The sequence below is a fragment of the Lactobacillus kullabergensis genome (assembly GCF_000967195.1).
GTDB lineage: Bacteria > Bacillota > Bacilli > Lactobacillales > Lactobacillaceae > Lactobacillus > Lactobacillus kullabergensis.
Window position 1 is genome coordinate 1,812,540 of sequence record NZ_KQ033871.1, and the last position, 16,248, is coordinate 1,828,787.

General features: G+C 34.9%; 6 protein-coding genes. All 6 read left to right on the forward strand.

The window, feature by feature from the left end:
- Positions 1-31 precede the first annotated feature (31 nt).
- On the forward strand, positions 32-1,162 hold the full coding sequence (locus JF76_RS09010) for a leucine-rich repeat domain-containing protein (RefSeq protein WP_045928733.1): 1,131 nt from the start codon (positions 32-34) through the stop codon (positions 1,160-1,162).
- A gap of 181 nt (positions 1,163-1,343) precedes the next feature.
- Entirely contained in the window at positions 1,344-4,031 is a 2,688-nt protein-coding gene (locus JF76_RS09015; RefSeq protein ID WP_045928734.1) for a MucBP domain-containing protein, read from the forward strand.
- A 148-nt stretch (positions 4,032-4,179) separates the two neighbouring features.
- A complete protein-coding gene (locus tag JF76_RS09020; RefSeq protein ID WP_045928735.1) occupies positions 4,180-7,338 on the forward strand; it encodes a MucBP domain-containing protein in 3,159 nt (1,052 codons plus the stop codon).
- Between the two features lie 163 nt (positions 7,339-7,501).
- On the forward strand, positions 7,502-11,320 hold the full coding sequence (locus JF76_RS10020) for a BspA family leucine-rich repeat surface protein (RefSeq protein WP_052697114.1): 3,819 nt from the start codon (positions 7,502-7,504) through the stop codon (positions 11,318-11,320).
- Positions 11,321-11,344: 24 nt separating this feature from the next.
- Positions 11,345-14,335: a MucBP domain-containing protein gene (locus tag JF76_RS09030; protein ID WP_045928736.1), complete on the forward strand. Its 2,991-nt coding sequence runs from the start codon at positions 11,345-11,347 to the stop codon at positions 14,333-14,335.
- A gap of 515 nt (positions 14,336-14,850) precedes the next feature.
- Positions 14,851-16,248, forward strand: a 1,398-nt coding sequence (locus tag JF76_RS09035; RefSeq protein ID WP_045928737.1) for a BspA family leucine-rich repeat surface protein, incomplete at its 3' end; no start/stop codon positions are given.

Below are 16,248 nucleotides of genomic sequence, written 5' to 3' on the forward strand. Positions count from 1 at the left end.
TTATTTGTTAATAATTTAAGAGGTAAAATTTATGAATAAACACATAGAATTAAGTAAACAAAGCAAGAAATTGCTATTTAGTGGAATTACTGCTGCTGCACTTGCATTAGTTGTTGCTGGTCCACATGCAGTTAAAGCTGACAGCGTATCTGGAAGCACATTAGCAGCAAGTAGTTTGAACATCAAAGCAACTGACAAGAAGCAAGTTGTTGGCTTGAATCAGACTCCTGATAAAAGCTCAGAAAATAACACAGTTTTAATTAATGGAAAAAGCTTGAAAAAAGAAAGCAATCATATGCTTCCTAAACAAACTCAAAACCAAAAGCCAAAAGTTGCTACTAAAGCAAGTGAATCGGTTGATTCCTGGATGCCTGACAAAAATTTACAACGTGTAGTTGCTTATAACCTTTATTCTAATGAATCCGCAACAAGTAGAATTAATAAGCAAGATTTATCAAAACTTACTACATTGCAATTAACCGGTGATTACGAACGTAATAATAGGGATTACTATTCTGCTGCTCTCAATATTGAATCATTAGAAGGTCTGCAATATGCAACAAATCTAGAAGTACTTGATCTTTCCCCTGATATTGATTCAAACATTAATTTCTTTGGAACAGCATATTGGCACAGTCACTTACAAGATATTAGTGCATTAAAGAACCTTAATAAATTAACTGATGTCTACATGGAAATGTGTAGTATTTATGATATTAGTGCTCTAAGCAACAAACCTAAATTAAAGAATTTGGGTATTTCATATAATGGGGTCACAGATTTTTCTCCTTTAAAGACTGATACTAATCTACCAACTTATGTCACAGCCTATTATCAAACGATAGTTAATCCCCAAATAATGGTTAATAAAGTTAGGCCTTATATTACCGCAACATATAATTTTAAAGATATAGATGGAAGTAATATACCTATCCGTATAGCAAATGATAAAAATAAAGACTATTATGTTTCAAACTATCTCAGTAATTGGAAACAAAATCCTGGAACAATTTTGACTGATGGTAAAACTGTAGAATGGGATCTTTCTGGATTACCTTCTGGATATCAAGGCTATATGACTGTAAATTATAAGGGTAAATTTTTGGGTCAGTCAGGTTATGAATCCGGTGGCTGGTTGATTATACCTTTTAAGATATATTAATAACATAATCAAAATAAAACAAAAATAACTAAGTCTAAACGTCCTATTATAGATACTATAATTTAGGACGTTTTTGTTATCTCCTCACAACTTAAGCTTAACAATAATCAACTTGATTTTCATTGTACCCAGACATATACTGATTTTATAATGTTATTTAGGTAAGAAGAGGAAAATTAATATGAATATTTATACAAAGTCAAGTAAGCAGAAAGAAAAAGTGTTACTTGGCGGAGTAGCAGCTGCAGCACTAGGTTTAATTAATGCCAAACCTAAAATTGTTAAAGCAACTACTTTGTCTAATAATAAAGTAACTAGGAATAGTCAGAAAAAACAATTTGAAACTAAAATAAACTATAAAACAGCAAGAAATAGCACAAAGGTGGACAGAGTCTCAGTAAAACAAACTGAATCTGCACTAAGAAGCAGTGAATCAGATAAAAGCAATTTGTCAGACCAAGCGCAAAATGCAGACTCGCAGGTTGATACAAATTCAGAACAAACAGTCGATTCAGCTGGCAATTCACAACATAAAAATAATTTAGGCTCTGAAACAGGCAGAAATACAAATAGTAACACTTCAACAAATACATACCAAAATAATAACAGAAAAAATATTAACCCAAGATCTAATACTGAAAACAGTTCAGTGATTGAAACAGATTGGTGTACTGTACCGATTACTATTAATACTGAAACAGGAGTTTTAACAATTAAAGGTGGAGAGGCAATTTTTACTTACTCTCCCCAAATCCCAATGGATATTGATGATGGCATTGCTGCAATTTTGGAGGGTACAGCAACAATAAATCATTCTTTTGATGCCGACATAGTTAACAAAATTACAAAAATTAATATAGTGGATACGGTTATAATTAATGGCGATGGCAAATACATGTTTCGAAATTTACCAAATTTGACCGAAATTACTGGGCTTGAAAACTTAGATACCCTTACCCATCAAACAGTAACTAGTTTAAAAGACTTATTTGAAAATGATAAAAGCCTAGTTACTATTAAAGGTTTTGAAAAAAATCCTAAAACTAAATTTGATACATCAAAACTAAAAGACCTAACTGAAATGTTCAAAGGCTGTTCTTCCCTAACTACTTTAGATTTATCAGGTATTGATATGTCTAAAGTAAACAACTGGACGAATATGTTTGCAGACTGCTCAAATTTAACAACTTTAACCTTAGGTGATAAGTCCAAATTTGATAAAACTGCTGGTCTTACAGTACCTGGAACTTGGATTAACATAGAAAGCGGACAAAATAATACAGGTACAAAAGGTTGGTCATCTGATGAGCTAATGAGTGATTACAACGGTAGTGAGGACTCTGGTACATATACCAGATATACCGGTGGTAAAATTACTGTTCATTATAAAGACAAAGATGATAAAGGTATTCTTGGCTTGAACGATGCTTCTCAATTCGGTAATGTTAATGATAAGTTAATTGATAATACATCAACAAATTCTTTCCAATTTAAAGAAAAGCTAACTGACAGCAATGGCAAAGTATACAGTTTTAGTGAAGCTAAAATAAAAGATACTACTGTAGACTTAAAAGATGTAAAGTTTACCGCTGATCCGCAAGAAGTTACATTAATCTATGCACCTGCAGAAGCTAAACCAGTCACTGTTTACTACAAGTACAAGGATGAAGCTGGCAAGCTGCACGATATTCTTGATGAAACTGGCAAGCCAAAAACTACTACCATTTCCGGTTACCTCGGTGACAAGTCTTCCGTGATATTTGATGACCTTGCTAATTACAAGAAAGATTCCTATCAGATCAATGATGACCCGGTAACTGAAAGCACCGATAACCCTGCTGTTACGCTGAGTGATCAAGAACAAACAGTTACGCTAATATATAAAAAGACTGACAATGGCTCAAACAGCTCAGATAACTCAAATGGTTCCAACAGCTCTGATAGCTCTAATGGTTCTAACAGCTCTGATAGTTCAAATGGTTCCAACAGCTCTGATAGCTCTAATGGTTCTGATAGTTCTAATGGCTCTAACGGTTCCAACAGCGCTAATGGTTCTAATAGTTCTACCAGTTCCAATAGCTCAAACAGCTCTGATAGTTCAAATGGTTCTAACAGCTCTAATGGTTCTAACAGTTCCAATAGCTCCAACAGCTCTGATAGCTCTAACGGTTCTAACGGCTCTAATAGCTCCAATAGTTCTAATGCTTCTAACACTGCTGGTTCAATTGTCAGCAGCCCTGCAGCCATAGCGCCTGCGGTTACTGTTCACTATCAAGATGAATTTGGCAACACCATTGCCCCTGACCGCGTAATCCAAGGCCGCATTGGCGATGGCTATACAACTGGGGCCGAGACTGTTTCCGGCTATACTTTAAAGACTCGGCCTGATAATGCGACCGGCTTCTTCATCAGCAGTCCGCAAAGCGTGACTTATGTTTACAGCAAGAGTGATGGCCAAACTAATAATTCCACCACTGCCCCAGCTGGAAGCCAGACGCCGACTGACAATGAGCCGACTCCAATTCCAGCCAGCAAAAAGAACAAGAAAAAGAAGGCACCTAAGAAGGCGATCAAAGGCCTCCACGCAAATAAGCAGAGCAAGAAAGCACCTGCAAAATCAATCAAAGGTCTCACAGCTAACAAGCATCAGGCTAACCGCCCTGCTAAACTGACAGCTGCAGCCGGCAAATTAAACAAGACCGCTAGTGCTAACGACCCACAAAAAGGCAAGCTGAATCAGGACAGTAGCACTGATGCACTGCCACAAACAGGTGCCGAGAAGCACAACAGTTTAGCCATGCTTGCACTAGGCGGTTTGGCCTTGGCTACTGCCTTAGGTGCTGCTTGGCTTGAACGTAAAAAAGAATAGAAAAGTGTAAATATTTTTAAAAAGCCCAATGGCAAAGCGTCATTGAGCTTTTTCTTCTACTAAATAATTATCCTAAGTCAGTTTGACTTTCACCATACTCAGCAATATACTAACCTTATATTAGTATGCAATTTGGAAGAGGAAATATATGAATAAACATAAGAATACTAATAAGCAAGGAGAAAAAATCCTGCTTAGTGGAATAGCAGCTACCACATTAGGTTTAATTAGTACTAAACCTCAGATAGTAAAGGCAGACAGTCAAAATGGCAACCGCGCTACCAAAAAGGCCACTAAAAGAACAATTAAGACTAAATTAAACTACCAATCTTATTATTCAAAAACAGCAAAGAAGACAGTAGGTCTTGAAGCAATTAGTTCACCACAGAATGATGCAAAAGCTGGTAATGAAGAAAGTTCTTCAAACGGTAATGATATTGCGAATACCGAAGAAAACTCCAGTTCAAATTCTGGAACTAATCAAGGTAAAGATACTAATCAAATCTCTACTTCAAATACTGACAAGGCTCAAAACACTACACCTGTTTCAAGTGAAAATAACAATACAAATGAGCATAACAGTACAAGCGATTCAAAAGTAACTTCTAATAAGGACAAAGACATAAAAAACACGGACACTGCGAAAGTAACAAGAAGTGCAGATCTATATCATGGTTTAATTTATAACAAAATACCATTTACATATAATACGGACGGAATACTGACAATTACTCCAAATACAAATGAATTGATTGGAACTGACTATGAAAGAACTCTTTCTTTGAAGAATGCCTGTCCCTTAACTGATGCTGGTGACTTTGACTATAATCCTACCCTAGATATTAAAAAAATTGTAATTGACGGTGATCTTACAGGTAATATATATGTTCGGGGCTTATTTTCAGGTTTTAAAAATCTAGAAAGTATTGTTGGATTAGGCCACATTGATTTTTCCAATACTATCGATATGCAAAGTCTTTTTCAAGACGACCCAAAATTAAAAACAATTGATGGGCTAAATACAATGAATACTTCCAAAGTAACAGATATGTCAGGAATGTTTCAAGGTTGCAACAAACTAGGCTTAACAGAAAATGAAAAAGATCATTTTAACATAGATATATCAAATTTTGATTTCAGTAATGTGATTTCATTAAACTCAATGTTTAATGACTGCACAAACATAACCTCACTAACTTTACCTGAAAAAATCAACACTTCAAAAGTCACTAATATGGGAGGAATGTTCTTTGCATGTTCGTCTTTAAAACAACTAGATCTTAGTAAATTTGATACTAGCAACGTGCTCTCTATGCAAATGATGTTTAAAGGTTGCCAAGCTTTAAATTATTTGAATATTAGCAGTTTTGACACATCAAAACTAGATGAAACTCATATTTCAGGTATGTTACAAAATCTGCCCTCTTTAAATACTCTCGTTTTAGGTAAAAAGTGTATCCTGAAATCAGGTCGGCTGGATGTTGGTCTTGGTACTGAAGGAACATGGGTAAATGTTGGTAATGGTACTCTTGAAAAACCAGAAGCAAGTAAAAAATGGTCTTCACGTGACTTAATAAAAAACTACGATAGTGAAAAGGATGCTGACACTTATATTAGGTACAGTGGTGGTTTAGTAACTGTGCATTATCAAGATCAAGACGGCAATCCAGTCCTAGATGATTCAGATAAGCCGATTCCTGACGATTATTTAGTTGGCAACGTTGGACAAAGTATTCCAGTTGACACAGATAAAAAGATTCCGGGTTATCAAATTGCAAAAGATCAGGACTTTGGTACATTTACGAGTGACCCAAAAATAGTTAATGTTATCTATAACGCTGATCTTGGATATGTTAATGTGCACTATGAAGATGAAAATGGCAAGCCACTTTTAGATAAAAATGGTAAAGTAATTAAAGATTCATCCATCAAAGCTATAAATGGTCATAATTGGAGCATTAACCCCCAAGATAAAGATTTTCAATTCGATGGTTACAAATTAGTAAAGACAGACGGTAAAACTTCTGGTGTATTCGATAAAGATAACCCTCCTACAGTTACTTTAATTTACACTGATCAAGGCAAGGTTATCATCCATTATCAAGATGAAAATGGCAAGCCGCTTTTAGATAAAAATGGTAGTGAAATAAAAGATTCATTTCTACAAGGAAAATTTGGTACAGGTTGGACCATTGATTCTAATAACTATAAGTTTCCTGGTTATGCCTTTGTGAGCATAGATGGCAAAGACTCCGGTATATTTGATAAAGATAACACGCCTACTGTCACTTTAGTTTACACCGATCAAGGCAAGGTCACCATTCATTATCGAGACGAAAATGGCAAGCCGCTTTTAGATAAAAATGGCAAAGAAATTGACGACACAATTTTACATGGAAAAATTGGTCAAGATAGATGGAACATTAATCCCAATGACTATAAGTTTCCTGGTTATGCTTTTGTGAGCGCAGACGGTAAAACTTCTGGTATATTTGATGCCAGCGAACCAATTGTCACATTACAATATACTTCCAAAGCTCAACCTATTAAGGTTCATTATGTAGATAACCAAGGGAAGTCAATTAGTGAAGATAGAATTATTTCTGGAACAATTGGTCAAAAAATACCTGTAGAACCTAAAGAAATTCCTGGTTATTCCGTTTCTGAAATCAATGGTCAAAAAATAACAGATAAAGGAAACATTACCCTTTACTTGAGTGATAAGCTACAAGAAATAACATATACATATACCCAAAACTCTAGCAGTACACCCAATAAAGTAAAGGCACCTAATGTTACTGTTCATTATCAAGATGAATATGGCAATATTTTAGTTCCTAATGTTGTGTTAGAGGGTTATGTTGGTGATGGCTATACTTCCGAAACTAAATCTATTTCAGGTTACACGTTAAAAACCAGACCAAACAATGCTACTGGTTTCTTTACTACCTTTCCACAAGATGTGACTTATATTTATAGTAAAAATGAAACTAATAGTAACCAAACCACTGATAATAATAAACCAACTAACATCCCAACTATAAAGAAACCTAAGCGTAAACCAACAAAGCACTCAAATAATATTAACAGAAGAAAACAACTTGATAAAAAATCAAGCATTCCTACTAAACTAGTGCAAAGAAAAACTATTACGCAACAAGCAAACAGCACAAACAATAAACACTCTAGTTCTTTGCCGCAAACTGGGAAAAATCAACATTCCAGTTTAGCAATGCTGTCACTTGGAGGCATAGCTTTAATAAGTGCTTTTAGTTTAGCTTGGTTAGATAGAAAAAAGAATAAATAATTAGTAAACATACTTTTACAGATTAAATGACTGTATAAGTATGTTTTTTATATTTTCTGATTTTTGTTATAGAAATAGTATATTAACAAATATCATCTTGATTTTACCTGTCTACCAAACTATACTAAAATTGTATAGATATAAAATTTAGAAGAGGAAATATATGAATAAACTTAGGAACACCAATAAGCAAGGTGAAAAGCTACTGCTCGGTGGTATGGCAGCTGCTGCTTTTGGTCTAATTAGCACTAAGCCAAAAACAGTTAAAGCTGCTAACTTGAATGGAAACCATTCTACGTTTAAAAAGACTAAAAAAGCGGCAGTTAAAACCAAAATTAATTATCAAACAGCTCGTTCAAAGTTGACTAGGGACTCTGATTCCCCAAAGCCACAAACTTCTTTTGAAAACCAGGATGAGCTTACTAATCAAAAAGATTTGATAGGATCAGATAGTAATACCAATATTACAAAACCTACTAATAGTGAACAAAATCCAGTTTCAAATAACGATAGTAGTCAAAATACAGCTGCTAGTGAAAACAATAATAAAGAAAATAGCTCTAATAGTAACACTATTCAAACCAGCAGCCAGGATACTGATTCAAATAACTTTGACCCAAATCAGGCTGCTAAAAGTGCTGTAACAAGTAAATGGAACGGGTTAACTGTTTCCTACGAAAGTAATACAGATGAGCTGACTATATACGGTGGAACAGATACTCCAGCCGTTATTTCTAACAATATTGAACCAATTAAAAAAATTAGTATTGATGGAAACATCAATGATGTAGCCTCAAACTATGTCAAGACTATAACAATCAAAGGCAAAATTAAAATTATTGGTTCTGCTGATAATTTATTTGCAGATTTATTTAATTTAGAAACCATAAATGGACTCGAAAACATAGATACACAAGAAGTTACCAATATGGCAAACATGTTTAGTGGCAGTTATAAACTATCTAGCTTAGATTTATCTAATTTTGACACTTCTAACGTTACTGATATGAACTCTATGTTTTATGGATGTTCAGCTCTGAAAAATTTAAAGTTTGATCCAGCTAAATTTAATACTGCTAAGGTAACCAACATGGCGTCCATGTTTAAAAACTGCGGTGTCCAAAGTATAGACCTTTCACATTTTAATACGTCCAATGTAACTAATATGGCTGATATGTTCTCTTGGTGTGCAGTTACTAATTTAGATTTATCTCATTTTGACACAGCGCAAGTAACTAACATGAGCGGTATGTTCAATGGTAATTTTCTTCATGCTTTGGATGTTTCATGCCTTTATACTGCTAAAGTAACTAATATGGCAAAAATGTTTGCCAACAGCAAAAATTTAACAAGCATTAATTTTGGAACTAAAGATGCAACCAAGTTTAACACTTCAAATGTAACTGATATGTCAGATATGTTTAATACCAGCGAAAAATTGACTGATATTGATTTATCTACTTTTAATACTGCCAAAGTTACTAATATGGCCGACATGTTTTTCTCTTGCAAAGCATTAACTGGGCTAGATTTATCTCCCTTAGTTACTTCTAATGTTACAGACATGAACGGTATGTTTCAATACTGCAATGGATTAACTTCTTTAGACGTATCGCCTCTTGAAACTGCAAAAGTTACCAATATGGCCAGAATGTTTTATAGCTGCCAGGGATTAACTTCTTTAGACGTTTCTACTTTTAAAACCTCTAATGTAACAAGCATGGAAGATATGTTTCACTATTGCAGCAATTTAACAGACCTTAAGTTCGGCAATCCTGGCACCACTACTTTTGACACATCTAATGTAGTCACCATGAAAAATATGTTCTCTTACTGTGGAGCAATGGTGAACTTAGACTTATCTGCATTTGATACTTCTAAAGTAGAAGTATTCACGCTCATGTTTGATAATTGTTCACGACTGGCTAATTTAAATCTTTCTAGTTTTAAAACTAGTGCCAAAACTAATGTAAGTGGTGGCATTAGTATGGATTATATGTTTCGAAGTTGTAGTTCTCTAGAAACCATAGATGTTTCTCACTTTGATACTTCAAATGTAGGAAATATGCGGGGAATGTTTGATACTTGTTATTCCTTAACGAGCTTAGACCTGACAAATTTTGTCACATCTAATGTATCAGACATGTCTGATATGTTTAACCAATGTGCAAGCTTAAAAAGATTAAATTTATCCAGCTTTGATACTTCAAATGTTACTAATATGTATTTTATGTTCGCTAATTCTGGTTTAGAAAGATTGGATATTAGTAACTTTGATATGTCTAACATTTCAAATACAGATAACATGCTGGGTGGTCTAAAAAATCTGAAAATATTGGTACTTGGCAAGAAAAATAACATTGGCACAAGTCATTTCAATGGTAATTTAAATTCTGGATTTAACACTTCAGGTACTTGGACAAATATGGGTAGCGGACAAGTGCCAAAAGATCAGAATTCTTGGTCTGCTGATCAGCTGGTTAATAAATACGACCCAAGTAAAGATTATGATACATATGTCAACTTTTCCGCTCCTTCTCTAATTACAGTTAAATACATAGACAACAATCAAAAAGATATTGAACCTGCTGAACAACTATATGACTTTAAAAATACAGCTTTACTTGACACTTTACCAACATTTAATTCTATAAAGTTAAATAGAAATACGGATTACCAGCTAGAACATATTGAACTTGATGGAAGAACAGTATCTGATCTCCAAAATGTAAAGTTTGGTGACATTCCGCACACTATTACTTTTGTTTACAACGCAATTCCAGCTGGAGTAATTACTGTTTACTATAAGTACAAGGATAAAGAGGACAAACTGCACGATATTCTAGAAAATGGCAAGCCAAAAACTGCCACCATAAGTGGTTCTCTTCATGATCGTTCAGCAAACATTAAGTTTGATGTACTTGATGGCTATACTAAAGAGTCTTATCAAATTAATGAAGGAAAGCCAGTAGATAATACTGATGATTTTACTGTTCCACTTACTAAAGATCCTCAAACCGTCATTCTTATTTACAATCCAATTTCAGCTGGAACAATTACTGTCAACTATAAGTACAAGGATAAAGACGGTCTGCATGACATTCTTGATGAAAATAGCGAGCCAAAAACCACTACCATAAATGGTTATCTTTTTGAACATTCAGCAAACATTAAGTTTGATGCACTTGATGGCTATACTAAAGAGTCTTATCAAATTAATGAAGGAAAGCCAGTAATTAGTACTGATGACTTTACTGTTCCACTTACCAAAGATCCTCAAACCGTCACTCTTATTTATAGTCAGACTTCTGGAAACAATAGTTCAAACGGCAGTAATGGCTCAAACAATTCCGGTGATAATGGCTCTGGTTCTAATGGTTCAAACGGTTCCAATTCCAACGGCAATGATTCCGGTTCTAATGGTTCAAACGGTTCTAGTTCTAGTGGTTCAAACGGTTCTGGTAATAACGGCTCAGGTAACAATAACTCCAATAACTCAAGTAGTGGCAACAACAACCCTGGGTCTGGCATTAACAATAGCTCCAGTAATAATTCCGGAAACAGTAGCAGCAGTTCGGGTAATAATTCCAGTAGCAGTAGTAATAATAATGGTGCTACCGGCAGTATTGGCAACAACTCAGATAACAATTTAAATAACGGATCCAATAATACTGGGTCTAATGTATCTTCAGGTAAACACAAAAATACTAGTAAAAAATTAAATAAACACAGAAATAAACCAAGTTCAAATAATAAAGGTTTTACCAAATTAAAAAATAAATCAAATAAATACAATAAATATAACAATGGTAAAACTAAAAATATGGAAAAAGCTGGTAGTTCAAATATTGCTACCCACAAAGAGAAGCTATTACCACAAACTGGCTCAAATAAACGTTCCAGCTTAGCAGTACTTGCTTTGGGTGGACTTGCATTAGCAAGTGCATTAAGTGCTATTTGGTTTAATCATAAGGAAGATTAGTTAGTAAAGAGGTTTAAGATTAATATGAATAAACACAAAATTTCTGGTAAAAGTAGTGAAAAGTTATTATTTGGCAGTATGGCTGCTGCTGCTCTGGGTTTAATTAATGCCAAGCCAAAAACAGTTAAAGCCGATTCTATAAATAAAAGCAGGGCTACTTTAAACAAGGCAAATAAAAGGGCAGCTAAAACAAAATTAAATTATCAAACTGCTGTAAAGGTTAAGACTGCTGATACTACAGAAGATGACCAAAAAGTTGAAAATGATCAAGGCACTGATAATGAAGCTGAAAGCGAAAATAATAATCAGTCCAGTGTTACTATTCAAGATAATAATACAAATACAACACAAAATAGTAATGTAGAAACTCGCACCTACACATCAGATTCTGCTTCAAATAAATTTGATTCTGATGAAACAAAGAGAGATGATACTACTAGTTTGCAAGGTACTTGGACCCAAAACAAAATACCTGTAACTTTTAATACAGATACAGGTGTGATGGAAATTGGAGATAAAACCAAAGATAGCACATTTAACTGGGATGGTAATGGTAGTGCTGGTATTGCCAACCACATTCAAGGTATACCAAATTTTGATCCTGCTTCAGTTAAAGAAATACATATAATTGGAAAAGTGACAATTCTGAACAATGCTGATGGGCTATTTGAAGGGCTGACAAACCTTACTAAAATTACAGGTTTGGAAAAGTTTGATACCAAAGAAACATACGATATGGAGAGTATGTTCAATGGCTGTGCATCTTTAACAAGTTTAGACTTATCTAGTTTCGATACCAAAAAACTCAGCACAGACGTTAGTGCAAATTACTCTATGCGAAATATGTTTGAAGGTTGTACTAGTTTAGTTGAACTAAATATACTAAACTTTTACCCTAACAATATAGACGCTACAAAAAATATGTTCAAAGGTGTCACAAAATTAAGAAAATTAGTTGTGGGTGCTGATTTCTGTGCCAACGGTGTAACCTTAGCTAACACGGGGCTTGGCGGTGAAGGTTCTTGGGTAAACATGGGAGAAGGTGAATATGCTGAGCCAAAAGGACAACATATTTATCAAACTACAGCCGATTTTATAAAAGAGACTTATCTTAATGATACTTATATTCGTTTTGAAAAATTAGGTGGAAAAATTACTGTTCACTATCAAGACAATGATAAGAATGCCATACCTGATATGGATGATGACGATCAATTTGGCAACATAGGTGATAGCCTTGTTAATGATGACCCAATTACTGCTTTCCAACCTAAGGATAAAGTAACCATTAATGGCAAAGCATACACTCTTAGTGGAGCTAAAATAAAAGATACTACTGTAGACTTAAAAGATGTAAAGTTTTCCGCTGATCAGCAAGACGTTACATTAATCTATGCACCAGAAGAAGCTAAACCAGTTACTGTTTACTACAAGTACAAGGATAAAGATGGCAACCTGCATGATATTCTTGATGAAACTGGCGAGCCAAAAACTAAGACTGTTTCTGGTAATCTTGGTGACAAGTCTGTCGTGACATTTGATGACCTTGCTAACTATAAGAAAGATTCTTATCAAATTAACGATGACACAGTAACTGAAAGCACCGATAACCCTGCTGTTACGCTCAGTGACCAGGAACAAAAGGTTACCTTGATTTATGACCAGATTCCTGCTAAACCAGTTACTGTTTACTACAAGTACAAGGATGAAGCTGGCAACCTGCATGATATTCTTGATGAAACTGGCAAGCCAAAAACTACTACCATTTCCGGTTACCTCGGTGACAAGTCTGCCGTGACATTTGATGATCTTGCTAACTATAAGAAAGATTCCTATCAGATCAATGATGACCCGGTAACTGAAAGCACCGATAATCCTGCTGTTACGCTCAGTGACCAAGAACAAAAAGTTACCTTGATTTATGACCGTATTCCTGCTGGAAAAGTTACTGTTTACTACAAGTACAAGGATAAAGATGGCAACCTGCATGATATTCTTGATGAAACTGGCGAGCCAAAAACTAAGACTGTTTCTGGCTATCTTGGTGACAAGTCTTCCGTGACATTTGATGATCTTGCTAATTACAAGAAAGATTCCTATCAAATTAACGATGACACGGTAACCGAAAGCACCGATAACCCTACTTTCCCACTTAGTGAGCAGGAACAAAAAGTTACGCTAATATATACTGAGAATAAGAATAACAATGGCTCAAACAGCTCTGATAGCTCTAACGGCTCCGATAGTTCAAATGGTTCTAACAGCTCTGATAGTTCAAATGGTTCCAACAGTTCCAATAGCTCTAACGGTTCCAACAGCTCTGATAGTTCAAATGGTTCCAACAGCTCTGATAGCTCTAACGGTTCCAACAACTCTAATAGCTCTAACGGTTCTAATAGCTCCAATAGTTCAAACGGCTCCAATGCTTCCAACACTGCTGGTTCAATTGTCAGCAGCCCTGCGGCCATAGCGCCTGCGGTTACTGTTCACTATCAAGATGAATTTGGCAACACCATTGCCCCTGACCGCGTAATCCAAGGCCGCATTGGCGATGGCTATACAACTGGTGCCGAGACTGTTTCTGGCTATACTTTAAAAACTCGGCCTGATAATGCGACTGGCTTCTTCATCAGCAGTCCGCAAAGCGTGACTTATGTTTACAGCAAGAGTGATGGCCAAACTAATAATTCCACCACTGCACCAGCTGGAAACCAGACGCCGACTGACAATGAGCCGACTCCAATTCCAGCCAGCAAAAAGAACAAGAAAAAGAAAACACCTGCAAAATCAATCAAAGGTCTCACAGCTAACAAGCATCAGGCTAACCGTCCTGCTAAACTGGCAGCTGCAGCCGGCAAACTAAACAAAAAAGGCAAGCTGAATCAGGAAAGCAGCACTGATGCACTGCCACAAACAGGTGCAGAGAAGCACAACAGTTTAGCCATGCTTGCACTAGGCGGTTTGGCCTTGGCCACTGCCCTGGGTGCTGCTTGGCTTGAACGTAAAAAAGATTAACAAATATTATTCAACAAAAGTTTTCTAAGTTTTGAATAACGTAATAATCACAACTTTATAACCACAAAAATAACTGTGTAATTAGCAAGTACTTTAATATTTAAATTCTAGTACTTATGCTGACAACATTTTTCTAGAAAGCTAACTTTTAATAATTAATAATATATTATAAGAACTCAATTAGTAGTAATTGTCGCTAATTGAGTTCTTTTTTACTTTAAAATAAAAACAGTAATTATTCTTCCTAATAATACAATATCTGATATTAGACACTAGAAAAAATCAGAACAGCTAAACTGGCATTTAGAACAAATTACTAATCGTTGGTATACTTGCATAGTATTATTTACCTTTTGATTGTGCGCAGAAAAGTACAGTTAAACTTAAATAAATAAAATAACGTTTTATAAGATTTAATATAAAATGATTTTTTCACTCTTAAAGTCACGTTGACTTTCAAAAAAACCCGCCATATACTAAAAGCGTAATAACGACCTGATTATAAGAGGAATTATATGAAAACACACAAGAATATATATAAACAAGGAGAAAAGTTGTTTGTTGGGGGCATGACAGCTGCAGCTATAGGATTTTTCAGTGCTAACCCTAAGGCAGTTAAAGCCGATAGCTTATCGGCAGGGTATCTAATGGCACAAAATGTCCAAAATAGCAGTAAAACTCAGCTTTCTAAAGCAGTTCCTACAGAATCTAATTCGACTGATTCTTTCGAAACAAAACAATCAGAAACAATAGATAAAGATGTTGCTAATGATCAACAATTAAATAACAGTAATTCAAATCAAGAGACAAATGATAGCAACAATATCAACGGCAATGATAATTCAGCAAACTCGTCTACTGTTTCTGAGAAAAATAATACTGATTTAGTTGATAGTGATATTAGTAAAAGAGATACTGAGAACCCTAATATTGTCGAAAGCACTTGGAACAATATAAAAGTCAGTTATGATACCACTAAAAAATCGTTGACAATTTATGGCGGCACCAAAGAAAAGCCAGTTGCAATTAGTAATCCTAACCCAATTTTGGGAACCTCAGATACGGGATATATTTCAGGAGTTAATCCACTAGATATTACTGATATCAAAATAGACGGTCAGCTTAAGTTATCTGGATCAGTCAAGTTCTTATTTCATGGCTTAACCAAATTAAAAACGATTGAAGGTTTGGATAATCTTGATACTTCAGAAGTAACAGATATGTCGGAAATGTTTTCCGATTCAACAATGTTGCTTAAATTAGATTTATCAAACTTTAATACTGTTAAAGTGACACGTATGTACAACATGTTTCACAATTGTATTAATTTAAGGTACTTAGATATTCACAGCTTTAATATGGCTAATACGTCAAACGTCGCGGGAATGTTACTTACCCTGGAAAGCTTAAAAGTATTGATATTAGGAAAGGATAATAAAATTGGCCTTTCCGATTTTCAGAATAAAGCGCGCTGGAACAGCTTAGGATCTGGAAGTATTAGTAACCCAACAGGTAAAGAAAATTGGACTTCACAACAGGTTGAAAAAAATTATAACAGTAGTAACATTTCTGATACCTTTATATCAACCATAGCAAATCCAGTTTTTGTTCATTTTCGTGATGAGAATGGTAATCAGGTTACTGATCAGAATGGCAAAATTGTACCTGATACTGTTGAGGTCGGTGAAATAGGAACACAACCTAAAGCTGCTGAAGATTTTGACTGTTATAAGAATGCAAACATTACTAATTACACTTTGAAGAAGATTTTCATAAACGGAAACGAAGTTAAACCTGGTTCAGCTGAAGATATCGTGGATTTCAAACTATTAATTAATGATGACGGACCTGATATTTACGCTAATCAAGAAGTTACTTTTGTTTTTGCCAAGCAGCCTCAAGGCCAAGTCTTT

Bases quoted from the DNA above. Each gene is read 5' to 3' on its own strand.
- JF76_RS10020 (WP_052697114.1), top strand. From the start codon at position 7,502: ATGAATAAACTTAGGAACACCAATAAGCAAGGTGAAAAGCTACTGCTC.
- JF76_RS09030 (WP_045928736.1), top strand. From the start codon at position 11,345: ATGAATAAACACAAAATTTCTGGTAAAAGTAGTGAAAAGTTATTATTT.
- JF76_RS09010 (WP_045928733.1), top strand. From the start codon at position 32: ATGAATAAACACATAGAATTAAGTAAACAAAGCAAGAAATTGCTATTT.
- JF76_RS09020 (WP_045928735.1), top strand. From the start codon at position 4,180: ATGAATAAACATAAGAATACTAATAAGCAAGGAGAAAAAATCCTGCTT.
- JF76_RS09015 (WP_045928734.1), top strand. From the start codon at position 1,344: ATGAATATTTATACAAAGTCAAGTAAGCAGAAAGAAAAAGTGTTACTT.